Below are 26,100 nucleotides of genomic sequence, written 5' to 3'. Positions count from 1 at the left end.
GAGTCCGCCAGCGTTCAGGTACCCGGTCAGGACAGATAGCCCAGGGGCAGGGCGGTACTGTCGATCACCCGGCGCAGCACGAAGCTGGAATGCACACCGCTCACCCCCTGGATTCGGGTAATCCGGTTGAGCAGAAAGTGGTGATAGTGGTCCATGTCCGGCACCACCACCTTGAGCATGTAGTCGGCGTCCTGGCCGGTAATCAGGTAGCACTCCTGAACCTCTGGATACTCGGCCACCTGCTCCTCGAAGGCGGCAAAACGCTCGGGGGTATGCCGGTCCATGCCAATCAGGATGATGGCGGTCAGGGACAGACCCAGCTTCTTGTGGTCCAGGATCGTTACGGTACGGACGATGATGCCCGCTTCCTGCAGGGCGCGAACCCGGCGCAGGCAGGGCGAGGGTGACAGCCCAACTTTTTCTGCCAGTTCCTGGTTGGTCAGCGATCCGTCTTTCTGCACCTGGGCGAGAATTTTCCGGTCAAGATTGTCAATCTTAACGAGTGTTTTCTGATTTTGCGCCATAGTGTGTCTCTAAATAATTTTATCGGGCAATTTTGTATCAATAAAATAGTCTTGCATGGCTTATTTCGCAAACAAATACCGTTTTCTTTGCGTTAAGCTGTAGGCATTGAGTATTTCATCCGGAAAACCGCAAGGAATCACCATCATGGCGTTCGATCACCGCAAATACGTTGCGTTCAAACCTGTTGCCAAAACCGACCGTCGCTGGCCGGATAAGGTTATCGAGAAAGCACCGACCTTCTGTGCAGTGGACCTTCGCGATGGCAACCAGGCTCTGGTAAAGCCCATGACGGTGGCCCAGAAGCAGCGGATGTTCGATTTGCTGGTTAAGCTGGGCTTCAAGGAGATCGAAATCGGATTTCCGGCGGCCAGTCAGCCGGACTTTGATTTCTGTCGGAAGCTGATTGAGGAAAACCGGATCCCCGAGGACGTCAAGATCCAGGTGCTGACCCAGGCGCGGCCGGAATTGATTGAGCGCACCTACGAAGCGCTGGCCGGCGCCCGCAAGGCCATCGTGCACGTGTACAACTCGACCTCGACGGTGCAGCGTGAACAGGTATTCGGCCTCGACCGTGACGGCATCCGTGACATTGCCGTGAATGGCGCGAAGCTGGTGAAAGAGATTGCCGCCCGTCATCCGGAAACCGAGTGGACCTTCCAGTATTCCCCCGAGAGCTTCACTGGTACCGAATTGGACTTTGCGGCGGAAGTGATTGATGCGGTCAGCGATGTCTGGCGGCCCGAGGAAGGCCAACCGATGATTATCAATCTGCCGGCCACCGTGGAAATGGCGACTCCGAATGTTTTCGCCGACCAGATCGAGTGGATCTGCGACAACATCAAGCGTCGGGAGCACATCAGTATCAGTGTCCATACCCATAACGACCGGGGCTGTGCGGTGGCGGCCGCCGAACTGGCAGTAATGGCCGGCGCCGACCGGGTGGAAGGTACGCTGATGGGTAACGGCGAGCGCACCGGCAACATGGACCTGGTCACCATGGCCATGAACCTCTACTCCCAGGGCATTGACCCGACCCTGGACCTGTCCGGCATGGCCGAGATCACCGAAGTGGTCGAGGCCTGCACGGAAATCTCGACGCATCCGCGCCATCCCTACGCCGGCGAGCTGGTGTTCACCGCGTTCTCAGGCAGCCATCAGGATGCCATTCGCAAGTGCCTGGCGCGTCGCAAGGAGGGCGAGGTCTGGAACGTGGCCTATCTGCCCATCGACCCCTTTGATGTTGGCCGGCGTTATGAGGAAGTGGTGCGCATCAACAGCCAGTCGGGCAAGGGTGGTGTGGCCTATGTGCTGGAGCGGGACTACGACATCAGCCTGCCGCGCTGGCTTCAGATTGAATTCAGCAAGGTGGTGCAGCGAGAGGCCGAGACCAATGGTGGTGAGATCGACTCCCTCACCATTCACCGGCTGTTCGAAGAGCGCTACCTCAAGGTGCATGCGGACTGGGCCCTGACCTCCTACGACCTGCACCGGGATGAGGACGGTGTGCGGGCGGAAGTGGTGGTTGGTCGAGAGGCCCGCCCGATTCGCCTGGAAGGGCGCGGTCTGGGTGCCGTGGAGGCAGTGTCAGAAGCGTTGGAGCAGAGGTTTGGCATTACCATTGCTGTAGAGGCGTACGACGAGTTTGCCCTGGGTGAGGGCACCAATGCCAACGCTCTGGCCTGTATCCGCCTGAACGCCAACGGTCGTTTGTGCAGCGCTGCTGCGTTGGCTGAGGACACCACGTCGGCGACACTGCAGGCGCTGTTCTCGGCGGTGGCTCAGGCGGTGGGCACCGAGATGCCGGCTACCTCCAGGGCGGCTGAGACCGAGGGGGCCTGATAACCGGGGCCCAGAAACGACACAAGCCGGCAAGTCGCCGGCTTGTTGGTTTTCCGATGCCCGTGAGGGGCAAAGGGCAGAAACCTGACCCTGGCTCAGACCGGGGTTACGTTTTCCGCCTGGGGACCTTTCGGGCCCTGGGTTACCGTGAACTGTACCTGCTGACCTTCGGTCAGGGTACGGAAGCCACTGGCATTGATTGCACTGTAGTGAACAAAGACGTCACTGCCACCGTCCTGGGCGATAAAGCCAAAGCCTTTGGACTCGTTAAACCACTTCACGTGGCCAGTTTTAGTTTCGGACATTGATCTTTCCTGTCTTCCTGTAATTTGCCCTCACGGGACCTTCAATACGCCTCGGGACACACCCAAAGGCGAATCATTGCTGAGAAATACCAGAGAGTACTGAGGGAAGGGGCAACGAAGAGCACTTCGGCAGGACGTTGTAACGCATTCACCAAATACCGCTGTATTTTCACAGCAATTTCAGTATAGACCGACTTTGGGGGGCGTCAACGAAATTTTTGCACCGCCGATGCAGGTTTTAAAATAGCTCAAAAACAAGGGCTTGGGGCTCCAGGAACGGCGTGGCCCGGCCCGATGTGGAGCTCGGGCGGGCCGGTGGTTCGTTGGCAACCTCAGCGGCGGAACTGCTCGCTGATTTCTTCCAGGATGGCGGGGTCGTCAATGGTGCTGGGTACGGTGTAGTCCTCGCCGTCGGCGATCTGGCGAATGACTCGCCGCAGAATCTTGCCAGAGCGGGTCTTTGGCAGTCTTTCAACCACCAGGGCGCGACGGAAACAGGCGATGGCGCCGATCCGGTCGCGGACCATCTCCACCAGTTCGTCTTCCAGCTCGTCGTGGTTGATGGTGGCACCGTCCTTGATCAGAACGAGGCCCACGGGCACCTGGCCCTTCATGTCGTCCTGCGCGCCCACCACGCAGCATTCCGCGACCGCAGGATGGGAAGCGACGACCTCTTCCATTTCTCCGGTCGACAGCCGGTGGCCTGCCACGTTGATGACGTCGTCTGTCCGGCCCATAACAAACACATAACCGTCCTCATCAATAAAGCCACCGTCTCCGGAGCTGTAGAAGCCGGGAATCGGTTCAAGGTAGGTGCGCCGGAAACGCTCGTCGTCGGCCCAGACCGTCATCATGCAGCCGGGCGGCAGTGGCAGCTTGACCGCAATTTGCCCTTGTTCGCCGGCAGGCATCTCGCGGCCGCTGGCGTCGACTACCTGGACATCAAAGCCGGGAGAGGGGAACGTGGCCGAGCCCGGTTTGGTGGTCATCAGTTCAATGCCGACCGGGTTGCAGCAGATGGCCCATCCGGTCTCGGTCTGCCACCAGTGGTCGAGCACAGGCAGCCCGGTGTGTTCCTTGAGCCACTCGTAGGTGGCCGGATCCAGGCGTTCGCCGGCAAGGAACAGTCGTTTCAGGGAGCTGATGTCGTAGCGCGACAGCTGGTCGGCTTCGGGATCCTCCTTGCGGACAGCCCGGAAAGCGGTTGGTGCGGTAAACAGCATGTTCACCTTGTGATCCTGAACCACTCGCCAGAAGGCGCCGGCGTCGGGCGTTTTAACCGGTTTGCCCTCGTACAGGATGCTGGTGCAGCCCGCGAACAGCGGGGCATAGACGATGTAGCTGTGGCCGACCACCCAGCCAACATCGGAGGCGGCCCAGTAGACATCGCCAGGTTTGGCGTCGTAGACCAGTTTCATGCTGTAGTTGAGTGCCACGGCATGGCCGCCATTGTCCCTGACCACGCCCTTGGGCTTACCGGTGGTGCCGGAGGTGTAGAGGATATAAAGCGGATCGGTGGCTTTCACCGGCACCGGGTCCACGGGTCGTGCGACTGCCATCAGCTCCTGCCAGTCGTGATCCCGGCCGGTCTGCAGGCTGGCCTGTACCTGCGGTCGCTGGAACACAATGCAGGTTTCGGGCTTGTGTCGGGCCTGTTCGATGGCCTTGTCCACCAGCGGTTTATACTCAATCACCCGGGCCACTTCGATGCCACAGGAGGCGGTGATCACGGCTTTTGGGGTCGCATCGTCAATGCGCACGGCCAGTTCGTGGGCGGCAAAGCCACCGAACACCACGGAATGGATGGCACCAATCCTTGCACAGGCGAGCATGGCCATGACCGCCTCAGGGATCATTGGCATGTAGATGATAACGCGGTCGCCCTTGGTAATGCCCCGGTCCGTCAGGGCTCCAGCGACCCGTGCCACTTCGGTGGTCAGTTCGTTATAGGTGTAGGAACGCTGGTTTCCGGTAACGGGGGAATCGTAGATCAGGGCCTTCTGGTCACCCCGGCCCGCGCGTATGTTGGCATCCAGAGCGACATCACAGGAGTTGAGGGTGCCGTCCGGGAACCACTGTCCATGGCCGTTATCGGTTGGTTTCCAGATGGTTTTCGGCGGCTCAATCCAGTCGATCTGGTTGGCCTGTTCGCGCCAGAAATCTTCCGGATTGTCGATCGAACGCCGAAATTCTGAGTGGTAGTCCATACATTCCACCTCATCCTGCCTATTGTTGTTGTGATGCGTTTTCTCACAACTTTAGGCCGTTTGAGCGCACGGACTAGTAGACCATAGGCTTAGTCTGGCGGGTTTGTGGTCATGCATTTGACGGAGATCACTTCCGCCGTTATTTCGCCTCTGGCGACCCGGGCAGATACCCGCTCGCCAGGTGCAACCGTCTCGGCATCGCGCACGATGTCGCCGTCTCCGTTGCGGACGATGGCATAGCCCCGGCCGAGCGTGGCCAGGGGACTCACCACGTGGAGGGTCTGTGCCGAGTGCTCGAGGCTGCGACGACGGTGTTTCAGGCTTTGCCCGATGGCATCCGTCAAGCGTTCCCCGAGTCTCTGGACAGCTTCCTGGCCTGCCACGAGCTGGCGACGTGGCGATTGCATGAACAGGCGTTGATGAAGATGCTCTGATGTCACGCCCGCACTCCCGAGGCGCTGACGGATGGCTTTGCTGAGTCGGAGCTCCAGGTCATCCATGCGCTGGGCCTTCTCCAGGAGTTCCCGTCTGGGGTCCCTAAGGCGGGCAGCCAGATGGTCAAGTCGGGTACCCAGGCGCTTGAGGTTGAGGTTGAAGGCATTGACCAGGCGCACCCCCCGTTCATCGAGCTGTTTCAGCCAGGTTGACTGATCGGGCGAGATCTTTTCTGCCGCCGCCGAGGGCGTGGGGGCCCGAAGGTCGGCGACGAAATCGGCGATGGTCACGTCCACCTCGTGGCCGACGGCGCTCACGGTGGGAATGGTGCAGTCCGCAATGGCCCGGGCGACAGCCTCTTCGTTGAAGCACCAGAGATCCTCAAGGGAGCCGCCGCCCCGGCCGATGATCAGGACATCGGCAACCCCGTGTTGCTGTGCCGAGGCAATCGCGCGCGCAATCTCCGCCGTTGCCGCCTTGCCCTGAACGGCCGTGGGGTAGAGTGTCACCGGGATGGCGGGGCAGCGCCTGGCGAGCACCGTGAGAATGTCGTGGATGGCCGCACCCGTGGGTGACGTCACCACGCCAATGTGGCGGGGCAGGGCCGGTATGGGCTTCTTCCGGGCCTGCTCGAACAGGCCTTCGGACAGCAGTTTGCGCTTGAGCTCCTCGAACGCCTGTTGCAACGCCCCGAGACCCGCGGGTTCCAGATGCTCGACAATGATCTGGAAGTCGCCCCGGTTCTCGTAGAGCGTTACCTTACCGCGAATCCGTATCTGGTCTCCTTCTTTCGGCAGGGTGCGTATGCGCTGGTTCATGCCGCGGAACATGGCGCAACGAACCTGGCATTTGCGGTCTTTGAGGGAGAAATACCAGTGGCCCGACGATGGGCGGGAAAAACCGGACAGTTCTCCCTCAACCCACACTTGCATGAAACTCGACTCCAGAAGGTGCCTGGCCTGGTGGTTCAGCTCGCTGACGCTCAATGCCCGGGGACGGGTATCCTGCATGGGGGAGGTCGCCGGTCCTGCTCCATCGTTATACATACGCAATAGCCGAAAAATAGGAGGTTAAAAATAGCGGAATTTCAAAAAGATGCAATCGAACCTTCAAAACTGTGCGGTTTACTGTCCCCGAGCACACCTTTATAATAGATCGATTAAGGATTTTGCTCTGCTGTGCCGCCGCGGGCATGGCATGGAAATTCCAAACTTAGCACGTTCAAAAGGCGGATCCCAATGCTGCGAATTGCCGAAGAAGCCCTCACATTCGATGACGTTCTGCTGGTTCCCGGTTACTCGGAAGTGCTCCCTCACCAGGTCAGTCTGCAGACCCAGCTGACCAAGGGTATCACGCTCAATATTCCCCTGCTGTCTTCCGCGATGGACACGGTCACCGAATCGGAACTGGCCATTGCCATGGCTCAGGAAGGCGGAATCGGCATCATGCACAAGAACATGACCGTGGAGCAACAGGCGGCAGCGGTTCGCAAGGTCAAGAAATTCGAGAGTGGCGTGGTGAAGGACCCGATCACCGTTTCCCCGGACACCACCGTGCGGGAACTGGTGGATATCACCATGGCCAACAGCATCTCTGGTCTGCCGGTGGTGGATGGTCACGACCTGGTAGGGATCGTGACCGGTCGTGACATCCGGTTCGAAAGCCGCATGGACACGCTGGTTCGGGACATCATGACCCCCAAAGAGAAACTGGTTACCGTCCGTGAGGGTGCCAGCCTTGATGACGTCAAAGAACTGCTGCACCGGCACCGGATCGAAAAGGTGCTGGTGGTTAACGATAATTTTGAGCTGCGCGGCCTGATTACGGTCAAGGACATCCAGAAGGCCAAGGATTACCCGCTGGCCTGTAAGGACGATCAGGGCCGACTGCGCGTTGGTGCCGCGGTCAGCACCGGTGGCGACACCGAGGCCCGCGTTCGAGCGCTGGCGGAAGCAGGTGTCGACGTGATCGTGGTGGATACCGCACACGGCCACTCCCGTGGTGTGATTGATCGCGTGCGCTGGATCAAGGAAAACTATCCGGACGTTCAGGTAATCGGTGGCAACATCGCGACCTCCCACGCGGCGCTTGCCCTCGCGGATGCGGGAGCCGACGCGGTGAAGGTAGGAATTGGACCCGGCTCAATCTGTACCACCCGCATCGTTGCGGGTATCGGCGTGCCCCAGATCTCCGCGGTCTCCAACGTGGCGGCGGCGCTGAAGGACCGTGGCGTGCCGTTGATTGCCGATGGCGGCATCCGGTTCTCCGGTGACATTGCCAAGGCTATTGCCGCCGGCGCCCACAGCGTCATGATTGGTAGTCTGCTGGCCGGTACCGACGAAGCACCCGGCGAAGTGGAGCTGTTCCAGGGTCGAAGCTACAAGGCCTACCGTGGCATGGGGTCGATCGGTGCCATGGGGCAAGGCTCCAGTGACCGCTACTTCCAGGACGCCAGCAAGGGTATCGAAAAGCTTGTTCCTGAGGGTATTGAAGGCCGGGTGGCCTGCAAGGGTCCGATGCGCAACATCGTTCACCAGTTGGTGGGCGGCCTGCGGGCGGCAATGGGCTACACCGGAAGCGCCACCATGGAGGAGATGCGCACCAAGCCGGAATTTGTACGCATCACCAACGCCGGCATGCGTGAAAGCCACGTTCACGATGTGACGATCACCAAAGAAGCGCCCAACTACCGTATCGGTTAATCACAGCCAGACCAGACGCGGCCCCAGGAGGGCCGCGTTGTTTATTCAGCTCCGAGGATTCCATGGCCCAGAACATTCACGATCACCGTATCCTGATTCTTGATTTCGGTTCCCAGTACACCCAGTTGATTGCGCGCAGAGTTCGGGAAATCGGCGTTTACTGCGAGATCAAGGCGTTTGATATCAGCGATGAGGAGCTCAACGAATTCAATCCCAAGGGGATTGTGCTGGCCGGTGGACCTGAGTCGGTTACCCAGCTGGGCGGCCCCCGGGCCCCTGAGGGCCTGTTTGATCGCAACATCCCGATTCTGGGCATCTGTTACGGCATGCAGACCATGGCCGAGCAGCTCGGAGGCCGGGTGGCCAGTTCCGAGAAGCGTGAGTTTGGCTACGCCCAGGTGAAGGTTCGGGCCAAGGGGCCGCTGCTGGCAGACATTACGGATCACCTGACACCGGCCGGTGAATCCCTGCTGGATGTGTGGATGAGCCACGGCGACAAGGTGGTGGCCATGCCCGAGGGCTTCGAACTTCTGGCGTCTACCGAGAGCGCGCCCATCGCGGCCATGCAGGACGTCAGCCGCAACCTCTACGGCGTACAGTTCCACCCGGAGGTGACTCACACACTCCAGGGCAAGCGCATTCTGGAACATTTTGTCCTCAACATCTGCCAGTGTGAGGCACTGTGGACGCCGGCGAAGATCGTCGATGATGCCGTTCAGCAGATTCGCGATCAGGTAGGCGGCGACAAAGTGCTGCTGGGTCTTTCCGGGGGCGTGGACTCCTCGGTGACCGCGGCACTGCTGCATCGGGCCATCGGCGACCAGCTTACCTGTGTGTTCGTGGACAACGGCCTGCTGCGCCTGCACGAGGGCGACCAGGTCATGGACATGTTTGCCAGCAACATGGGTGTCAAGGTTATCCGGGTGGACGCGGAAGACCTGTTCCTGTCCAAGCTCAAAGGCATCAGCGATCCCGAGCAGAAGCGCAAGATCATCGGCAATACCTTCATTGATGTCTTCGATGACGAGGCGGCCAACATCAAGGACGTGAACTGGCTGGCCCAGGGCACCATCTATCCGGACGTGATTGAATCCGCCGCGTCCAAAACCGGCAAGGCCCACGTGATCAAGTCCCATCACAACGTCGGCGGGCTGCCGGAAACCATGAAAATGAAACTGGTAGAGCCTCTGCGTGAGCTGTTCAAGGACGAGGTGCGCCGGATTGGCCTGGAGCTGGGGCTGCCCTACGACATGGTATACCGGCACCCGTTCCCCGGACCGGGCCTGGGTGTACGCATTCTCGGCGAAGTGAAAAAGGAGTACGCCGACATCCTGCGCCGGGCCGATGCCATCTTCCTCGAAGAGCTGCACCGTGCCGACCTGTACCACAAGACCAGCCAGGCGTTTGCCGTATTCCTGCCGGTCAAGTCGGTGGGCGTGGTTGGTGATGCGCGCCGCTACGAATACGTGGTCGCCCTGAGAGCGGTCGAAACCATCGATTTCATGACGGCGCGATGGGCACATCTCCCGTATGAGCTGCTTGAAACGGTGTCCAACAGAATCATCAATGAAATCACCGGTGTCTCCCGGGTCACCTACGATGTGTCCTCCAAGCCGCCGGCAACAATCGAGTGGGAATAACGGCCAGGTAAGCCTGCCCGATGTCTGAAATAACGGCGGAAGATGAGCGTTGGATGCGGCGGGCGCTGGCTCTGGCCGAGGAAGCGGCCGGCGCGGGTGAGGTGCCGGTTGGCGCGGTAGTGGTGCTGGACGGCAGGGAAGTTGGCGCCGGCTTCAATGCGCCTATCTCCGGCTGTGATCCCACGGCCCATGCCGAGATTCGGGCCCTGCGCGACGCCGGCGCCCGGGTTGGCAACTACCGGCTGCCGGGCGCCACGCTTTACGTTACGCTCGAGCCCTGTACCATGTGCGTGGGCGCTATTGTCCATGCCCGAATCAGTCGATTGGTTTACGGTGCGTCTGAGCCCAAGGCTGGCGCTGTGGAGTCTGCCCGGCGCACGCTGGAAGAGCCGCACCTGAACTGGCAGGTAGAACCCACCGGTGGCGTACTGGCCGATGAGTGCAGCCAGACCATCAGCGCGTTTTTCAGTCGGCGTCGGGCGGAAATCCGGCGGCGTCGCCAACAACCTTCAGGGAAGGAGTAGAGACACCCATGAAAGTCCTGGTTACCGGCGGCGCCGGTTATATCGGCAGCCACGTGGTGCGTCAGCTCGGCGAGGCCGGCCACGACATCGTGGTTTTTGATAATCTGTCCACCGGCTATCGATGGGCGGTTACAGCCGGTGAGCTGGTGGTGGGGGATCTGGCCGACGAGTCCGCCCTCGAAGCCCTGTTCTCCCGTCACCAATTCGAGGCAGTACTGCATTTCGCAGCCAACATCGTGGTGCCGGAGTCGGTAGCCAATCCCCTGAAATACTACGGTAATAACACCCGCAATACCCTGAACCTGCTCAAAGCCGTACAGGCCCACGGCGTGCCCTATATGGTGTTTTCCTCTACGGCGGCTGTGTACGGGATGCCGGAGCAGACCGTGCTCGCCGAGGACCTGCCGCTTGCGCCGATCAATCCGTACGGTGCCTCCAAAATGATGAGTGAGCGGATGATCATGGACCTGGCGGCGGCATCAGGCCTCAATTACGTGATCCTGAGGTACTTCAACGTGGCCGGTGCCAATCCGGACGGTCTGCTGGGGCAGGCGACGCCGGAAGCCACTCACCTGATCAAGGTGGCCTGCGAGTGCGTGACCGGCCAGCGTGAAGGCATGAGCGTGTTCGGTACCGATTACGATACCCGGGATGGCACCTGTATTCGCGATTACATCCATGTGGAGGACCTGGCCAAGGCCCATGTGATGGCCCTTGACTACATGGCCGAGGGCGGCAGCTCGAAGGTTCTGAACTGTGGCTACGGTCGTGGATTCACGGTTCGCGAGGTGATCGATGTGGTCAAGCGGAAATCCGGCGTCGACTTTCCGGTCACCGAAACCGCGCGAAGAGCCGGCGATCCGGAGGCGTTGATGGCAGATAACACGCGCATTCGGGAGACCCTTGGCTGGACCCCCGATTACGACGACCTGGATACGATCGTGGGTACCGCGCTGGCCTGGGAAGCGCTCTGGCAAAAGAAAAAGGCCGAGCACAACGAATGACTTGCTGACCCTCAGCATCATCTTACTGTCTGACTCGCTATCGGGATTTAAAGGATGAAAATAACGATTTTTGGTACCGGATACGTGGGCCTGGTCACTGGTGCCTGCCTGGCGGATGTGGGCCACCACGTTCTGTGCATGGATGTTGACCAGGGCAAGATCGACAAGCTTAAGAACGGGCAGATTCCCATCTACGAGCCGGGCCTTGAGACCATCGTGAAGCATACGGTTGAGGCGGGGCGTCTCGCCTTCACCACAGACACCGAGGAAGCGGTGCGCCACGGTGCATTACAATTTATTGCCGTTGGCACTCCACCGGACGAGGACGGTTCGGCGGATCTGCAGTACGTGACCGCCGTGGCCCGGGCCATTGGTGAGCACATGACGGACTACAAGGTGGTGGTCGACAAATCCACGGTCCCGGTCGGCACCGGCGATCGGGTAAGGGCAGCCGTGCGAGCGGAGCTCGACCGTCGTGGTCTGGAACTGGATTTCGACGTGGTCTCCAACCCCGAGTTTCTCAAGGAAGGTGCGGCGATCAACGATTTCATGAAGCCGGACCGGATTATTGTGGGAACCGACAGCGATCGTGCCGCGGAACTGCTGCGGGAGGTTTACTACCCGTTCAACCGCAACCATGATCGCATGATCTTCATGGATGTCCGCTCCGCTGAGCTGACCAAGTACGCCGCCAACTCCATGCTGGCCACCAAGATCAGCTTCATGAACGAGATCGCCAACCTGGCGGAGCGCCTGGGTGCCGATATCGAAGCGGTCCGTCGCGGCATCGGTTCCGATCCGCGCATCGGCTATCACTTCATTTACCCGGGCTGCGGCTACGGCGGTTCCTGTTTCCCCAAGGACGTACAGGCCCTGGCGCGCACCGCCAGTGCTTGCGGTTACGAGGCGCAACTGCTCAATGCCGTGGAATCCGTGAACTATGCCCAGAAGCACGTGCTGTTCGACAAGATCAGCCACTACTTTGGCGGCGAGCTGAACGGCAAGGTCGTGGCGCTCTGGGGGCTTGCTTTCAAGCCCAATACCGATGATATGCGTGAAGCCTCCTCCAGAACGCTGATGGAAGACCTCTGGAAGGCGGGCGCCACGGTTCAGGCCTTTGATCCGGAAGCCATGGAAGAGACTCAGCGTCTGTATCCGGACCAGGCCGGGCTGACACTGTGCGGCACCAAGGAGCAGGCGCTCAAGGGAGCGGACGTGCTGGCAATCTGTACCGAATGGAAGGAATTCCGTTCCCCGGACTTCCAGTCCATCGCGGCGGCACTGCAGGAGCCCGTGGTGTTCGATGGCCGCAACCTTTACGAGCCGGAAATGCTGGAGCGTTATGGTCTGATCTACTACGCCATCGGCCGGGGCCGCAACCAGTTCCACGCGGTTTAACAGCTGGAGGTTTCATGCCCAGATCAACGGAATTCCGACTTCACGAACGGCTTCAGGCGGACACCCTCCAGCTGGGTTCGACGCCGCTCTGCGAGATCCGGCTCATGAACGACCGGACCTGGCCCTGGGTGCTGTTGGTGCCGGCAATGCCGGACATTCGTGAAATCTACCAGTTGCCTGAGCAGGATCAGCACCAGTTGCTGACGGAGTCATCGGTTCTGAGTAAGGCCATGATGGACGTGTTTGGCGGGCACAAGATGAACGTGGCCGCCCTCGGTAACATGGTGCCGCAGCTCCACCTTCATCACATTGTGCGCTTCGAGGGTGACCCGGCGTGGCCGGGCCCGGTATGGGGGAAACAGGCGCCGGTGGCTTACACGGACGAAGGTCTGGCTGAGGTACGGGGGCGTCTGGAACCTGTCCTCTCCCGCCTGCGGTTGGGCAGCTGAACGGGCAAATCTGAGCCGGGCATAAAAAAGCCCGCCAGTGGGGCGGGCACAATGCTGCCGTATCAGGCAACGACTCAACAATAGGAAGTGTATCGTCTTCCACTGCCTGACACGGGGTTTGTCCAGAAAGGTTCCAAAAAAAATCTACAGATTCATGACGCCTGGCGAGATGCCATGGTCTGTGAGCCCACCAGAATCATCCGCAGTTCCGCCTTCAGCTTGGTCTTGAGCTCTTCCCGCTCCCTCGGCGTGCAGTCCAGTGCCTCGGCCCCCTGATTGAACACCAGCGTTACCATGGCTTCGGCCACCACCTTGGGATCAGAAAGCGGCTTGTTCTTCTCGTCCGCGAAGCGCTTGAGGTCGTCGGCCAGTTCGGTGGCAAAATGGTCGATCTCGGCCTTGACTGCGGTTCGGAAGGGTTTGGACACCCCTGTGCGTTCACGGAGCATGAGACGGAACAGGTTGGCGTTGTTGCCCAGATACTCCATAAAGGTGTCCACCGAGGTGGAGATGGCGCTGCCGTCCCGGGCAATCCGCTTGCGGGCCTGGCGCATCAATTGGCGCAGGGCAACGCCCCCTTCGTCCACAAGGGCCAGGCCAAGCTCATCGAGCTCGGCAAAATGGCGGTAAAACGAGGTTGGAGCTATCCCGGCCTCACGGGCCACTTCCCGCAAACTGAGGCTGCCAAACCCCCGGTCGGCACTCAGCTGCGAAAGCGCTGCATCCATCAACGCCCGCCGGGTTTTCAGTTTCTGCTCCGCTCTGGTCGCCAAGGTAAAACTCCCTGCCTGTGCCGTTTAAAATCAGCATTCTAGCTGCCCGGACTACGTCAGTCACCCTGGCCGCCAATTTACCCGGTTCCACGCCTGATTTTCGGGGTAATTGTGTTTATAATGGGCGGCTTTTCCGCTATGGTCGCTGACATTTACAAGCGGCCTCAGAGTGGGTGCAAGCAAGCCGGTGGGGATGGCTTTCCGAAACACGCTGTGAATACGTCCGTGTACGCTCGGCTCCGCCATCCATGGCTCCGCACGGTTTCGGAAAGCCATCCCCACCAGCTTGCCCAGACGCCACGAATAAACGAACACATTCAGAACACGGGAACCGGTATGCGCAGTCACTATTGCGGTGGGATCAACGAATCCCACATCGATCAGGAAGTCACGCTTTGCGGATGGGTACACCGCCGCCGAGACCACGGTGGGGTTATCTTCCTGGATCTGCGGGATCGGGACGGCATGTCTCAGGTGGTGGTTGATCCCGACACCCCCGAGAGCTTTACGCTGGCAGAGAAGGTGCGCAGCGAATTCGTCATCAAGGTGACTGGTCGTGTACGTCGTCGCCCTGCGGGCACCGAGAACAACAACATGCCGACCGGGCAGGTTGAATTGCTCGGCAAGGAACTGACCATCCTCAATGCCGCCGCCACGCCTCCGTTCCCGCTGGATGAACACGTGGACGTAGGCGAGGATGTTCGTCTGCGCTACCGCTTTGTTGATCTGCGCCGGCCGGAGATGCTCAACCGGCTTCGCTTCCGGTCCCGGGTCACCAGCTACATCCGTAACTTCCTGGACAGCCGCGGCTTTATGGACGTGGAAACGCCCATTCTGACCCGGGCCACCCCGGAAGGTGCCCGTGACTACCTGGTGCCCAGCCGTACCCATGAAGGCTCCTTTTTCGCACTGCCGCAGTCCCCGCAGCTGTTCAAGCAGTTGCTGATGGTGTCCGGCGTTGATCGCTATTACCAGATTGCCAAGTGTTTCCGGGACGAAGACCTGCGCGCTGACCGGCAGCCCGAATTTACCCAGGTGGACATCGAGGCGTCCTTCATTGACGAAGAAACCCTGATGAACCTGAACGAGGACATGGTGCGCTCCCTGTTCAAGGATGTGCTGGACGTGGAGCTGCCGGAGTTCCCGCGCATGCCGTACGCCGAAGCCATGCGCCGTTACGGCAGTGACAAACCGGACCTGCGGATTCCGCTGGAACTGCTGGATGTGGGTGATCTTGTCGAAAACGTCGACTTCAAGGTGTTCGCCGGCCCCGCCAAAGATCCCAAGGGCCGCGTGGCGGCCCTGCGTGTGCCGAAAGGCAGTGAGCTGACCCGCAAGCAGATTGATGACTATACAAAGTTTGTTGGCATCTATGGCGCCAAGGGTCTGGCCTATATCAAGGTGAACGAGCTGGCCAAGGGCGTGGAAGGCCTGCAGTCGCCCATCGTCAAGTTCCTGGGTGATGATGTCGCCATGGCGATGATGGAGCGGGTCGGGGCAGAAGATGGTGACATCGTGTTCTTTGGTGCCGACAAAGCCACCGTGGTGAACGAAGCCCTGGGTGCCTTGCGCATCAAGGTCGGCCACGATCTGGACATGCTCACGTCCGAATGGGCGCCCATGTGGGTGGTGGACTTCCCGATGTTCGAAGAGTTGCCGGATGGCAGCCTGACCGCCATCCACCACCCGTTCACTGCGCCTTCGTGCAGCCCGGAAGAGCTGGCTGCGGATCCGGCCAATGCATTGTCCCGGGCCTATGACATGGTGCTCAACGGCACCGAGCTGGGCGGTGGCTCCATCCGTATCCACAACGAAAAAATGCAGGAAGCGGTGTTCCGTATTCTTGGCATTGGCGAGGAAGAGGCCCGGGCCAAGTTCGGATTCCTGCTCGACGCACTCAAGTTCGGTTGCCCGCCGCACGGTGGCCTGGCCTTCGGCCTCGACCGTCTGGTGATGCTGATGACCGGCGCCACCTCTATTCGCGATGTCATTGCCTTCCCGAAAACCCAGAGTGCCACCTGTCTGATGACCCAGGCGCCGGGTGAGGTAGACGAGAAGCAGCTTCGCGAGTTGCACATCCGCCTGCGCCGTTCGGCGAAAGCGGCAGACGGCAACAAGGCTGAGGGTACCGAGTAAATTCTGGGCGCCGGGAGCGGGTCCCATCCGCTCCCCGGACGATGGACGGAGGTTCGCATGGCTGGTCACAGCAAATGGGCCAACATCAAGCACCGCAAGGCGGCACAGGACGCCAAGCGGGGCAAGATCTTCACCAAAATCATCCGGGAACTGACCGTTGCCGCCCGTCTTGGCGGCGGCGATCCCAACGACAATCCCCGTCTGCGGGCCGTGGTCGACAAGGCTCTGACCGCCAACATGAAGAAAGACACCATCGAGCGGGCGATTGAGCGCGGCGCAGGCGGTGGTGACGACAGCAACTACGAAGAGCTGACTTACGAAGGCTACGGGCCAGGTGGCGTAGCCGTGTTTGTCGAGGCCATGACCGACAACAAGAACCGTACCGTTGCCGAAGTTCGTCATGCCTTCAACAAGTTTGGCGGTAACCTCGGCACCGATGGGTCGGTAGCCTATCTTTTCAGCAAGCAGGGCATCATCAGCTACAGTCCGGAAACCGACGGCGACCGGCTTATGGAAGCCGCCCTGGAGGCGGGCGCCGAGGATCTGCAGGAGCAGGAAGATGGCTCCTACGAGATTGTCACTACGCCGGAAGAGTACCTGGACGTGAAGGAATCACTGACCGGAGCCGGGCTGATTCCCGATAACGCCGAGGTAACCATGGTGCCGTCCACCCGCGTTGAACTGGATCGGGACGGCGCTGAAACCACCCTCAAGCTGATCGACATGCTCGAGGATCTGGACGACGTCCAGAATGTGTACCACAACGCCCATATCTCCGCCGAGATCATGGAGTCGCTGTGACCGGACTGGACGACTGACGTGGCAATCATCCTGGGTGTCGATCCCGGATCACGGATCACCGGCTATGGCATCATCCGGGCCGAGGGCCGTTTGATCGAGTACATCGACAGCGGTTGCATCCGGGTTGGTGAAAAGCCCATGGCCGAACGCCTGCAGACCATCTTCCAGAGCCTTGCCACACTGATTGGGGAATACCGGCCGGAACAGTTCGCCATCGAGCAGGTGTTCATGGCGCGCAATCCGGACTCCGCCCTCAAGCTCGGCCAGGCCCGGGGCGCGGCGATTGTCAGTGCCGCCAACAGTGGCCTGGCGGTGCACGAGTACTCGGCACGGCAGGTGAAGCAGGCGGTGGTTGGCAAGGGCGGGGCTGACAAGTCCCAGGTGCAGCACATGGTGCAGGCACTGCTGTCCCTCTCGCGCAAGCCCCAGGCCGACGCCGCCGATGCCCTGGCCATTGCCCTGTGTCATGCCCATATGAGCCAGAGTATCCTCAGGGTGGCCAGTGGCTCCGGAAAAGTTCGCAGCGGGCGCGTGCGGCATTCATAAGCAGCTTACCTGAAAAAGGAGTAGTCCCTTGATTGGTCGTATCCGAGGTGTACTGGTTGAGAAAGCTCCCGGGCAGGCGCTGGTTGAATGCGCTGGCCTCGGTTACGAGGTCGATATTCCTTACACCACTTTCTTCCACCTGCCCGAAACGGGACAGGAAGTCACCCTCCACACCCACTTTGCGGTTCGTGAGGATGCCCAGAGCCTGTATGGCTTTGCGTCCCGACTCGACCGGGACCTGTTCCGCCTGCTGATCAAGGTGAACGGGGTAGGGCCGAAACTTGCCGTGGGTATTCTCTCCGGGCTTGATGCCCAACAGTTCATTCGCTGTGTCGAAAGCCGCGACTCGGCGTCGCTCGTCAAGCTGCCCGGTGTCGGCAAGAAAACCGCCGAGCGGCTTCTTATTGAAATGGCAGACCGGATAGGGCAACTTGAAGGGCAATTTGTGCCAATGTCGCCGGAAGCGGCGGGTGCGGGCCAGCAGCCGGAGATCGCAGCATCCCGCGGGGCTTCAGCCACCGAGGAAGCCGAGGCGGCCCTGATCGCGCTGGGGTACAAGCCCCAGGAAGCCGCCAAGGCGATCAGTAAGGTGTCGGAAGAGGGCATGAGCAGTGAAACCCTCATTCGCCTCGCGCTGCGAAACATGATCCCGGCCTGAGCCCGCTACCTGTCGCGAATCTGTAGAGAGCGTAACGTGACACCCGCATAGCCCTTTGTACAATTGGGGCAAGCTGCAATTCAGGGGTAGTCAGGCACGATGTTGATTCCCAACCAATGGGTGATGCCATGATTGAATCCGACCGGTTGATTTCGGCCCGGGCCGGTGAATACGAGGAAGTCCAGGACAGGGCCATCCGGCCGACGCTGTTGACGGAGTACGTGGGGCAGCCAACGGTCCGGGAGCAGATGGATATCTTCATCTCTGCGGCCCGTGGGCGCCAGGAGGCCCTGGACCACGTGCTGATCTTCGGGCCGCCCGGCCTTGGTAAAACCACGCTCGCGAACATCATCGCCAACGAGATGGGTGTGTCCATCAAGACCACCTCGGGCCCGGTTCTCGAGAAAGCCGGCGACCTGGCGGCCATGCTGACCAACCTCGAAGAGGGCGATGTTCTCTTCATCGACGAGATCCATCGACTGAGTGCGGCAGTGGAGGAAGTCCTCTACCCGGCCATGGAAGATTACCAGCTGGACATCATGATCGGTGAGGGGCCGGCGGCCCGTTCGATCAAGCTCGATCTGCCTCCCTTCACCCTGGTTGGTGCCACTACCCGGGCGGGTCTGCTTACCTCGCCTCTTCGCGACCGTTTCGGGATCGTCCAGCGGCTGGAGTTCTACAACACCGCCGATCTCACCAGCATCATCATGCGGTCTGCGCGGTTGTCGTCGGTGGCGATCGACGAGGCCGGGGCCTTTGAGATTGCCCGACGTTCCCGGGGGACTCCACGAATAGCCAACCGCCTGTTGCGCCGGGTTCGCGATTTTGCCGAAGTCCGGTCCGATGGCCATATCAGTGCCGACATTGCAGACCAGGCCCTGAACATGCTGAAGGTAGACAACCAGGGATTCGATCATATGGACCGGCGTCTTCTTCTGGCCATGATCGAAAAATTCGATGGCGGCCCGGTAGGGGTGGAAAGTCTTGCCGCCGCCATCAGTGAAGAACGTGGCACCATTGAAGATGTACTGGAACCCTTTCTGATTCAGCAGGGTTACATGGTGCGAACTCCCCGCGGGCGCATGGTGACATCGAACGCCTACCAGCATTTCGGCGTGGTGCCGCCCAGGTCGGGCAAAGAGGAGGATCTCTTTGGCTGATCAGTCCCCAGGCGCGAGCTTTGAACTGCCGGTCAGGGTGTACATCGAGGACACCGATGCCGGCGGCATCGTATTTCACGCCAAGTACCTGCATTACATGGAGCGGGCGCGCACCGAGTGGGTACGCAGTTGCGGCGTCAGTCTCCGCGCAGGTCTGGCAGACAACATCAGCTACGTGGTGCAGCGGCTGACCCTGCATTATGCAGTGCCGGCAAAGCTGGACGACGAACTGCTGGTGACTGCCGAGCCGGTGAATTTTGGCCGGGTATGGATGGATTTCCGGCAGCGGGTCCTGCGGGCCGGCGACCGGACTCTGTTGTGCGATGGGCAGGTGCGGGTTGCCTGTGTCGCCCTGGACAGCGGGCGTCCCCGCCGGCTGCCCGACAGCATGCAGGCGTTGCTGGCCGACAATGCGCGGCCTGAAAACACCAATAACTGAGCGAGCCAGGAGTAAGAAGTGGATTCAGAACTTTCAGTCTGGTACCTGATTGCAAATGCCGGGGTTCTCGTGCAGCTGGTGATGCTGCTGTTACTCCTGGCGTCCGTGATTTCCTGGGCCCTGATCTTCCAGCGCCTTCAGGTGTTCCGGAAAGCCCGGCAGGCACAACTGGCCTTCGAGGAGCGTTTCTGGTCGGGCATGGACCTTGGGCAGCTGTACCGTGAAGTGAATGCCGAGCCGACACCCTTCTCTGGCATGGAATCGCTGTTTCGTGCCGGCTTCAAGGAGTTTTCCAGGCTTCGCCAGCAGAGCCGCGACGCGGACGCGGTCATGGAGGGCACCCAGCGTGCCATGCGGGTGGCCTTCTCACGGGAGCAGGAGCGTCTGGAAACGCACCTGCCATTCCTGGCGACGGTGGGCTCCACCAGTCCCTACATCGGTCTGTTTGGCACGGTCTGGGGCATTATGAACTCCTTCCGGGGGCTGGCCCAGGTGCAGCAGGCAACCCTGGCAACGGTGGCCCCCGGTATTTCCGAGGCATTGATTGCCACAGCGATGGGCCTGTTCGCGGCCATTCCTGCAGTGATTGCCTACAACCGCTTCTCCGCTATGTCGGACGCCTTGCTCAAGAACTACGAAACCTTTGCCGACGAGTTTTCCAGCATTCTGCATCGTCGGGTGCATCAGAGCGAAAAGGGCGCAGCCTGATGGGGCAGGGATACAGGGTCAGGAGCAAAACCGTATGAAAGGCATGGGTATGATGCCCCAGCACAAGCGCAAGCCAATGTCGGAAATCAACGTGGTTCCGTACATTGATGTCATGCTGGTGCTGCTGGTTATTTTCATGGTTACGGCACCAATGCTGACGCAGGGTGTGAAGGTGGATTTGCCGGAGACCACGTCGGATCCGATCCAGCCCGACAAGAACGTTGAGTCGATCATCGTCTCGGTGGACGCCAATGGCGCCTACTACGTGGAGGTGGGTGACGAGGGCAGTGATCCCATGTCGCTCGGGGAGCTTCGTGACCGGGTTGCGAAGATTCTGTCACAGCGGACCTCCAGCGAAATTCTGGTGCGTGGAGACGAGCATGTGGAATACGGCACGGTGGTTCGACTCATGGCCGAGCTGCAGGGGGCCGGAGCGAGCAGCATCGGTCTGATTACAGAATCACCCGGAAACGAAAAGTGACAGCGGTGCGGGCGGGGTTTTTGTGAAAGATCACCAGCGCGAGGTCATAACAACCGGGCAGCCACCCTGGAAATCTCCGGTGGCCATATCGGTGACCCTGCACCTGCTCATTCTGGGCGTTGCTCTGGCGGGCTGGTCCTGGACCAGCCCGGATCATGAACCCCCGCCCAGAAGCATTGCTGCACGGCTGATCACTCAGCAGGAGCCTGAGCCAAGTCCGGTTCTGGAACCGAACAACGAGCAGCAGCGTGAGGATGAACGCAAGGCCGAGGAGCAGCGCAAGCAGCAGGAAGCCGAACGCAAGCGCAAAGAAGAGGAAGCGCGCCGCATTGCCGAGCAGAAACGGCAGGAGGAGCTGAAGCGCCAGGAAGAGCAGAAGCGCCTGGAACAGCAGAAAGAGCGGGAGCGTCAGGAAGCCGAGGCGAAGGCCCGTGAGGCAGCCAAAGCGAAAGCCGAGGAAGCCGCGCGTCAGAAAGCGGAAGCCGAGGCCAAGGAGCGTGCCCGACAGAAGGCGGAGGAAGAGAAACGACGCCAGGAAGAGGCGCGCCGCAAGGCTGAAGAGGAAAAGCGGCGTCAGGAAGAGCAGCGCCGACGGGAAGAAGCGGAGCGCAAACGGCAGGAGGAGCTGGCGCGCCAGGAAGCCGAGCGCAAACGGCTGGAAGCAGAACGCAAGCTCCGGGAACAGCAGTTGGAGGCCCAGGCAGAGGCCGCACGGCAGGCTCGCGAGGCAGAAGCCCGGCGTCAGCAGGAAGCAGCCGCCGCGAAGGCCAGAGAGGCGCAAATGCTCTCGGAGAGCGAGAAATATCAGGCGCTGATCCGGGAGCGATTGAGTCAGGCCTGGTATCCGCCCTCATCGGCCACGGAAGAGATGACGGCGCGGCTTCAGATTACCCTTCTGCCCACCGGTGAACTGGCAGGTGTCCGGCTGGTCGGAAGCAGTGGCAATACCGCTTTTGATAATTCTGCGCTCAGCGCGGTGCGCTCCCTGAATCGCTATCCGATTCCGGACAACAGGGACACCTTTGAGCGGTATTTCCGACAGTTCACGATTGAGTTCAATCCGCGCAGGATGAACCGATAACGAGATGGATGACACCATGAAGGTTTGGAGTTGGCAGAAACCATTGATAACCCTGTTCACCGTGCTCGTGCTGGGTGTTGCGACGGCTGGCGGTGCTCGGGCGGAACTGTTGATCCGGATTACCGAAGGCGCCGGGTCGGCCATTCCGGTAGCCGTGGTGCCTTTTGCTGAGTCTGGTCAGATGCCCCCGGGCGACAAGGTGAGCAGTATCGTTCAGTCAGATCTGACCATGACGGGAGAATTCCGTACCCTGCCACCGGAAAAAATGCTGAGTCTCCCGTCCAGGCGAGAGGACGTCTTCTTTCGCGACTGGCGCCTGCTCGGCCAGCGCTACGTTCTGGTGGGCAGTCTTACCCGCAGCGCCGATCGGGTTCAGGCCCGCTATGAACTGTTTGATGTGAACCGCGAGGAGCGGATTCTCGGCGAGACCGCCGCGGCACCGGTGTCCAACGTCCGGTCTCTGGCGCACCACATCAGCGACAAGGTCTATGAAGCGATCACCGGTGTGCCGGGTGCCTTCTCTACCAAGCTGGCGTATGTGACCCTGGATACCGCCAACGGCAAGCCCCGCTATCGACTGCAGGTCAGCGACGTGGACGGCAAACGGGCGAGGATTCGGCTGGAAAGCCAGGAGCCGATTCTGTCGCCGGCCTGGTCGCCGGATGGTGAAAAGCTGGCCTACGTGTCGTTCGAAACCGGCAAACCGGTAATCTTTGTGCACGAGCTGGCGACCGGGAAGCGCACCAAGGTAGCGGATTTTCCGGGGCTGAATTCCGCGCCAGCCTGGTCCGAGGATGGCAAATCCCTGCTGATGACCCTCTCCAAGGACGGGAATGCGGAAATCTATCGCATGGATCTGGCCACCCGGCAGTTGACCAAGCTGACCAACCACTGGGCCATTGATACCGAGGCAAGCTGGGACGCCAGCGGAGAGGGCATTTTCTTTACCTCGGACCGGTCCGGCGGGCCGCAGATCTATCACATGGAGACCCCCGGCGCCGAGCCCCGGCGTATCACATTCGGCAGCCGGTATAACGCCCGCCCGAGGCCGGATAACAAGGGTCGTTATGTCTATTATGTACACCAGCGGGATCGGGCGTTTCACATTGCCCGTACCGATCTGAGAACCGGGGAGGAAACCATCCTTACCCGCACGGAATCTGATGAGTCTCCGAGCGTCGCGCCCAATGGCCGCATGTTGATTTACGCAACGCGGCAGAACGGGACGAATGTGCTCACGGTCATTTCCGCGGACGGCGGTGCTGCCTACAGCCTGCCGGCCTCGGAGGGTGATGTCCGTGAGCCGGCCTGGGGGCCATTGGTTCGGTGATGGCACGGGACAATGGACCCGGGTCATTCCGTAAAAAATTAACTCCATCAACTGTAAGGAAGGCATCATGATTTTTTCAGCACAGACCAAGGCATTTGCGCTTCTGCTCTCCGTCGGGCTGGTCGCGGGTTGTAGTTCAACCGGTGGCACCCAGGAAGAGGGCGAATACGGTTCCGACGTAGCGGCTATTGATCAGGAAGGCGGTTCCACCGTTTACGGTGGCGAGGGCCAGGATGGCGTGTCCTCTTCGCAGCTAACTGAGGAAGAGCGGATGGCCGCCCGTCAGCAGGCAGAACAGGCTGCGCTGCGTGAAATTACCACCTTCTACTTTGACTTCGACACCGCTGAGATCAAGCCGGAAGCCCGCGACGTGCTGGTGGCCCATGCCCAGTACCTGGCCAACAACCCGGGCCAGAATGTGCGCCTGGAAGGCCATGCGGATGAGCGTGGAACCAAGGAATACAACCTGGCCCTGGGCGAGCGCCGTGCCAATGCCGTACAGCGCTTCCTGATTGTTAATGGTGCTTCACGTGGCCAGATCGAGACCGTAAGCTATGGTGAGGAAAAGCCGGCTGTCATGGGTTCCACAGAAAGCGCCTGGGCCCAGAACCGTCGGGTAGAACTCGTATTCAAGTAAACACACAGGACGCACCATGAGAAAAACGCTCATGGCGGCAGTGCTGCTCCCGCTTGCCTTCGGGCAGGCGGGCGTGGCGTTGGCGCAATCCGCCCAGAACACCAGCCCTGCCGGTAGCAGCCAGGCCACGGCCGAGTTGTTCTACATGATCCAGCAGTTGCAGGGAGAAGTTCGACGCCTCCAGGGCGAGGTGGAGGAACAGCGCCACCTGATCAATCGCCTGCAGGAGCAGGGGCGGGATCGCTACATTGATCTGGACCAGCGCATCCTGGAACTGTCCGAGAAGCTGGCATCCCAACCGGCGGAGACTGCCGCAGCCAGCAGTCCGGCCGCTGCGGGCACCGCGCCCCAGATGAAGGAGTATCGCCAGCCCGGTGCGGAAGAACGCCAGGCCTATGAAAAGATCCTTGACCTGATTCGCAACCAGAAAAAATACGATGAGGCGATTACCCGGATTTACGAGTTTATCGACAAGTATCCGGAAGGGGATCTCACCGTGAACGCCTACTATTGGCTGGGTGAGGTGTACCTGGTGAAGCCGCAGCTGGAACAGGCAAAACAGGCATTCACCATCGTTGCAACGCGGTATGCCGATCATCGCAAGGCGCCGGACGCCGTGTACAAGCTCGGAATTACCCAGGACCGGCTCGGTGAAAAGCAGGATGCCCGCCGGACCATGAACAAAGTACTTGAGGATTATCCCTCAAGCAGCGCCGCTGATCTGGCCCGTCGTTATCTGGAATCCGGCAACGGCTGACACCACGGGTAAAAATGTCCGGGATCCGGAAAAAAAGGGGTTGATCAGGCGCCAAAAATCATTACTATATGCGCCTCGTTTGGGTCGTTAGCTCAGTTGGTAGAGCAGTTGGCTTTTAACCAATTGGTCGAAGGTTCGAATCCTTCACGACCCACCAAACACGAAGTGCCGGGTGGGCTGAGTCATTCGGTACGGATTGGGGCGAAAGCGCCAATCGCCAGTCAGGGGTCGTTAGCTCAGTTGGTAGAGCAGTTGGCTTTTAACCAATTGGTCGAAGGTTCGAATCCTTCACGACCCACCAAATAACGGAAGCCGGCGGTTTCCGTGAAAAAAGAGCCTCCGGGCTCTTTTTTTTTGCGTATATGTTCCCACCTAGGTAAACAAGTATCTGAAAGCCCCGAGTGTCAGGGTGATTTGTTTCAGAATCATTAAAGCCCGGACGGCAATGCTATAATGCCCCGGTGAACGCAACACAGAGATGCAGTAATGACCCGAGCCGAAGACCGTATCCTTGTTCAGGAACATCTGGCCCACGCCGCCGAGCCCAAGCCCCTGAGCGCCAGTGAGAAAGCTGACCTGGAATCCCGAATCAAGGCGGCCCTGAAGGCCCGGGATGCGGTTCTCGTGGCGCATTATTACACCGATCCGGACATTCAGCGTCTGGCCGAAGAGACTGGTGGCTGTGTCGCCGACTCCCTGGAAATGGCCCGGTTTGGCAACCAACATCCCGCCTCCACGGTGGTGGTTGCCGGGGTCCGGTTCATGGGCGAAACAGCCAAGATCCTGAACCCGGAAAAGCGGGTGCTGATGCCAACCCTCGAGGCGACCTGTTCCCTCGACGTGGGGTGCCCGGAGGACGAGTTTGCCGCATTCTGCGACCAGCACCCAGATCGCACCGTGGTGGTGTATGCGAATACCTCCGCGGCGGTGAAGGCCCGGGCTGACTGGGTGGTAACCTCCAGCTGCGCCCAGGCGATCGTGGAGCATCTTGATGCCCGTGGTGAGAAGATTCTGTGGGCACCCGACAAACATCTTGGGCATTACGTGCAGAAGACGACCGGTGCCGACATGCTGCTGTGGGACGGCTCCTGCATCGTGCACGAAGAGTTCAAGTACCGTGGGCTTGAGGACCTGAAAGCAGTGTATCCGGAGGCCGCTGTGCTGGTGCACCCGGAGTCGCCGGACGCGGTGGTGGAAATGGCGGACGTGGTCGGCTCAACCTCGCAGCTCATCCACGCGGTGCAGACCCTTCCCAATGAGCAGTTCATCGTGGCAACCGATAACGGCATCTTCTACAAGATGCAGCAGTTGGCCCCCAACAAGACTCTCATTGAGGCGCCAACTGCGGGCAATGGGGCAACCTGTCGCAGCTGTGCCCACTGTCCGTGGATGGCGATGAATGGCCTCGCCAACCTGCTGCACGTGCTGGAGCACGGCAATCAGGAAGTACTGGTGGATGCGGCTTTGCGGGAAAGGGCATTGAAGCCGCTGCACCGTATGCTGGACTTTACCGCCCATATGAACCTGAAGGCCGCCGGTAACGCCTGAGGCGTTAACTGACTGCC

General features: G+C 60.2%; 24 protein-coding genes, 2 tRNA genes and 1 pseudogene. 22 read left to right on the top strand and 5 right to left on the bottom strand.

Annotation, left to right across the window (positions count from 1 at the left end; all coding sequences use genetic code 11):
• Positions 1 to 26: 26 nt before the first annotated feature.
• A complete protein-coding gene (locus ACFC20_RS04120) occupies positions 27 to 524 on the bottom strand; it encodes an Lrp/AsnC family transcriptional regulator (protein WP_375191897.1) in 498 nt (165 codons plus the stop codon).
• A gap of 145 nt (positions 525 to 669) precedes the next feature.
• On the opposite strand from ACFC20_RS04120, the gene leuA reads away from it, so the two are divergent.
• Positions 670 to 2,364 (top strand): 2-isopropylmalate synthase, encoded by a 1,695-nt coding sequence (gene leuA, locus ACFC20_RS04115; protein WP_375191896.1) that lies wholly within the window; start codon positions 670 to 672, stop codon positions 2,362 to 2,364.
• A 95-nt stretch (positions 2,365 to 2,459) separates the two neighbouring features.
• Here the strand turns inward: leuA and ACFC20_RS04110 are convergent, their stop codons facing one another.
• The 3 genes and pseudogenes from ACFC20_RS04110 to xseA form a co-directional block, all read right to left on the bottom strand.
• Positions 2,460 to 2,669, bottom strand: a complete 210-nt coding sequence (locus tag ACFC20_RS04110; RefSeq protein WP_091985846.1) for a cold-shock protein — start codon at positions 2,667 to 2,669, stop codon at positions 2,460 to 2,462.
• Positions 2,670 to 3,001: 332 nt separating this feature from the next.
• Positions 3,002 to 4,894: pseudogene (locus tag ACFC20_RS04105) on the bottom strand (propionyl-CoA synthetase); the annotation flags it as partial.
• Positions 4,895 to 4,965: 71 nt separating this feature from the next.
• Positions 4,966 to 6,357 carry an exodeoxyribonuclease VII large subunit gene (gene xseA, locus ACFC20_RS04100; RefSeq protein ID WP_375183518.1) on the bottom strand — a complete coding sequence of 464 codons (1,392 nt, stop codon included), beginning with the start codon at positions 6,355 to 6,357 and terminating at the stop codon, positions 4,966 to 4,968.
• Positions 6,358 to 6,549: 192 nt separating this feature from the next.
• Here xseA and guaB point away from each other — a divergent pair, with 192 nt between their 5' ends.
• From guaB to ACFC20_RS04070, 6 genes are all read left to right on the top strand, one after another.
• Positions 6,550 to 8,013, top strand: a complete 1,464-nt coding sequence (guaB, locus tag ACFC20_RS04095; RefSeq protein WP_375191895.1) for an IMP dehydrogenase — start codon at positions 6,550 to 6,552, stop codon at positions 8,011 to 8,013.
• A 62-nt stretch (positions 8,014 to 8,075) separates the two neighbouring features.
• Positions 8,076 to 9,653, top strand: coding sequence for a glutamine-hydrolyzing GMP synthase (guaA, locus tag ACFC20_RS04090; RefSeq protein ID WP_091985836.1), 1,578 nt, complete (start codon positions 8,076 to 8,078; stop codon positions 9,651 to 9,653).
• 20 nt (positions 9,654 to 9,673) lie between these two features.
• Positions 9,674 to 10,177 carry a tRNA adenosine(34) deaminase TadA gene (gene tadA / locus ACFC20_RS04085; protein ID WP_375191894.1) on the top strand — a complete coding sequence of 168 codons (504 nt, stop codon included), beginning with the start codon at positions 9,674 to 9,676 and terminating at the stop codon, positions 10,175 to 10,177.
• Positions 10,178 to 10,185: 8 nt separating this feature from the next.
• Positions 10,186 to 11,181 (top strand): UDP-glucose 4-epimerase GalE, encoded by a 996-nt coding sequence (galE, locus tag ACFC20_RS04080; protein WP_375191893.1) that lies wholly within the window; start codon positions 10,186 to 10,188, stop codon positions 11,179 to 11,181.
• Between the two features lie 54 nt (positions 11,182 to 11,235).
• Positions 11,236 to 12,579: a UDP-glucose dehydrogenase family protein gene (locus tag ACFC20_RS04075; RefSeq protein ID WP_375191892.1), complete on the top strand. Its 1,344-nt coding sequence runs from the start codon at positions 11,236 to 11,238 to the stop codon at positions 12,577 to 12,579.
• 14 nt (positions 12,580 to 12,593) lie between these two features.
• Positions 12,594 to 13,028, top strand: coding sequence for an HIT domain-containing protein (locus ACFC20_RS04070; protein ID WP_375191891.1), 435 nt, complete (start codon positions 12,594 to 12,596; stop codon positions 13,026 to 13,028).
• A gap of 152 nt (positions 13,029 to 13,180) precedes the next feature.
• Here the strand turns inward: ACFC20_RS04070 and fabR are convergent, their stop codons facing one another.
• On the bottom strand, positions 13,181 to 13,801 hold the full coding sequence (fabR, locus tag ACFC20_RS04065) for an HTH-type transcriptional repressor FabR (protein WP_375191890.1): 621 nt from the start codon (positions 13,799 to 13,801) through the stop codon (positions 13,181 to 13,183).
• 336 nt (positions 13,802 to 14,137) lie between these two features.
• Between fabR and aspS the strand changes: the two genes are divergently transcribed.
• The 15 genes from aspS (at position 14,138) to nadA (ending at position 26,083) form a co-directional block, all read left to right on the top strand.
• On the top strand, positions 14,138 to 15,937 hold the full coding sequence (gene aspS, locus ACFC20_RS04060) for an aspartate--tRNA ligase (protein ID WP_375191889.1): 1,800 nt from the start codon (positions 14,138 to 14,140) through the stop codon (positions 15,935 to 15,937).
• A 57-nt stretch (positions 15,938 to 15,994) separates the two neighbouring features.
• The gene (locus tag ACFC20_RS04055; RefSeq protein WP_375191888.1) at positions 15,995 to 16,738 is read left to right on the top strand and encodes a YebC/PmpR family DNA-binding transcriptional regulator; all 744 of its coding nucleotides are present in this window, start codon (positions 15,995 to 15,997) and stop codon (positions 16,736 to 16,738) included.
• 18 nt (positions 16,739 to 16,756) lie between these two features.
• Positions 16,757 to 17,284, top strand: a complete 528-nt coding sequence (gene ruvC / locus ACFC20_RS04050; protein ID WP_375191887.1) for a crossover junction endodeoxyribonuclease RuvC — start codon at positions 16,757 to 16,759, stop codon at positions 17,282 to 17,284.
• A gap of 28 nt (positions 17,285 to 17,312) precedes the next feature.
• Complete coding sequence (gene ruvA, locus ACFC20_RS04045) at positions 17,313 to 17,942, top strand: Holliday junction branch migration protein RuvA (RefSeq protein WP_375191886.1); 630 nt, start codon at positions 17,313 to 17,315, stop codon at positions 17,940 to 17,942.
• Between the two features lie 128 nt (positions 17,943 to 18,070).
• The gene (gene ruvB / locus ACFC20_RS04040) at positions 18,071 to 19,102 is read left to right on the top strand and encodes a Holliday junction branch migration DNA helicase RuvB (RefSeq protein ID WP_375191885.1); all 1,032 of its coding nucleotides are present in this window, start codon (positions 18,071 to 18,073) and stop codon (positions 19,100 to 19,102) included.
• The gene (gene ybgC, locus ACFC20_RS04035; RefSeq protein ID WP_375191884.1) at positions 19,095 to 19,541 is read left to right on the top strand and encodes a tol-pal system-associated acyl-CoA thioesterase; all 447 of its coding nucleotides are present in this window, start codon (positions 19,095 to 19,097) and stop codon (positions 19,539 to 19,541) included. The genes ruvB and ybgC overlap by 8 nt, the downstream gene beginning before the upstream one ends.
• An 18-nt stretch (positions 19,542 to 19,559) precedes the next feature.
• Positions 19,560 to 20,249 (top strand): protein TolQ, encoded by a 690-nt coding sequence (tolQ, locus tag ACFC20_RS04030; protein ID WP_375191883.1) that lies wholly within the window; start codon positions 19,560 to 19,562, stop codon positions 20,247 to 20,249.
• Positions 20,250 to 20,283: 34 nt separating this feature from the next.
• Positions 20,284 to 20,730 (top strand): protein TolR, encoded by a 447-nt coding sequence (tolR, locus tag ACFC20_RS04025; protein WP_091985809.1) that lies wholly within the window; start codon positions 20,284 to 20,286, stop codon positions 20,728 to 20,730.
• A gap of 79 nt (positions 20,731 to 20,809) precedes the next feature.
• Complete coding sequence (gene tolA / locus ACFC20_RS04020) at positions 20,810 to 21,811, top strand: cell envelope integrity protein TolA (RefSeq protein WP_375191916.1); 1,002 nt, start codon at positions 20,810 to 20,812, stop codon at positions 21,809 to 21,811.
• 16 nt (positions 21,812 to 21,827) lie between these two features.
• Positions 21,828 to 23,141, top strand: coding sequence for a Tol-Pal system beta propeller repeat protein TolB (tolB, locus tag ACFC20_RS04015; RefSeq protein WP_375191882.1), 1,314 nt, complete (start codon positions 21,828 to 21,830; stop codon positions 23,139 to 23,141).
• 67 nt (positions 23,142 to 23,208) lie between these two features.
• A complete protein-coding gene (gene pal / locus ACFC20_RS04010; RefSeq protein ID WP_375191881.1) occupies positions 23,209 to 23,778 on the top strand; it encodes a peptidoglycan-associated lipoprotein Pal in 570 nt (189 codons plus the stop codon).
• 16 nt (positions 23,779 to 23,794) lie between these two features.
• Complete coding sequence (gene ybgF / locus ACFC20_RS04005; RefSeq protein ID WP_375191880.1) at positions 23,795 to 24,535, top strand: tol-pal system protein YbgF; 741 nt, start codon at positions 23,795 to 23,797, stop codon at positions 24,533 to 24,535.
• An 81-nt stretch (positions 24,536 to 24,616) separates the two neighbouring features.
• Positions 24,617 to 24,692: transfer RNA gene (locus ACFC20_RS04000), tRNA-Lys, on the top strand.
• 68 nt (positions 24,693 to 24,760) lie between these two features.
• Positions 24,761 to 24,836 (top strand) — tRNA-Lys (locus tag ACFC20_RS03995).
• A 185-nt stretch (positions 24,837 to 25,021) separates the two neighbouring features.
• Positions 25,022 to 26,083, top strand: a complete 1,062-nt coding sequence (gene nadA, locus ACFC20_RS03990; protein ID WP_375191879.1) for a quinolinate synthase NadA — start codon at positions 25,022 to 25,024, stop codon at positions 26,081 to 26,083.
• Positions 26,084 to 26,100: the final 17 nt, after the last annotated feature.

The sequence above is a fragment of the Marinobacter sp. genome, assembly GCF_041984545.1.
GTDB lineage: Bacteria > Pseudomonadota > Gammaproteobacteria > Pseudomonadales > Oleiphilaceae > Marinobacter.
This window is presented reverse-complemented; position numbering and strand designations above follow the sequence as displayed.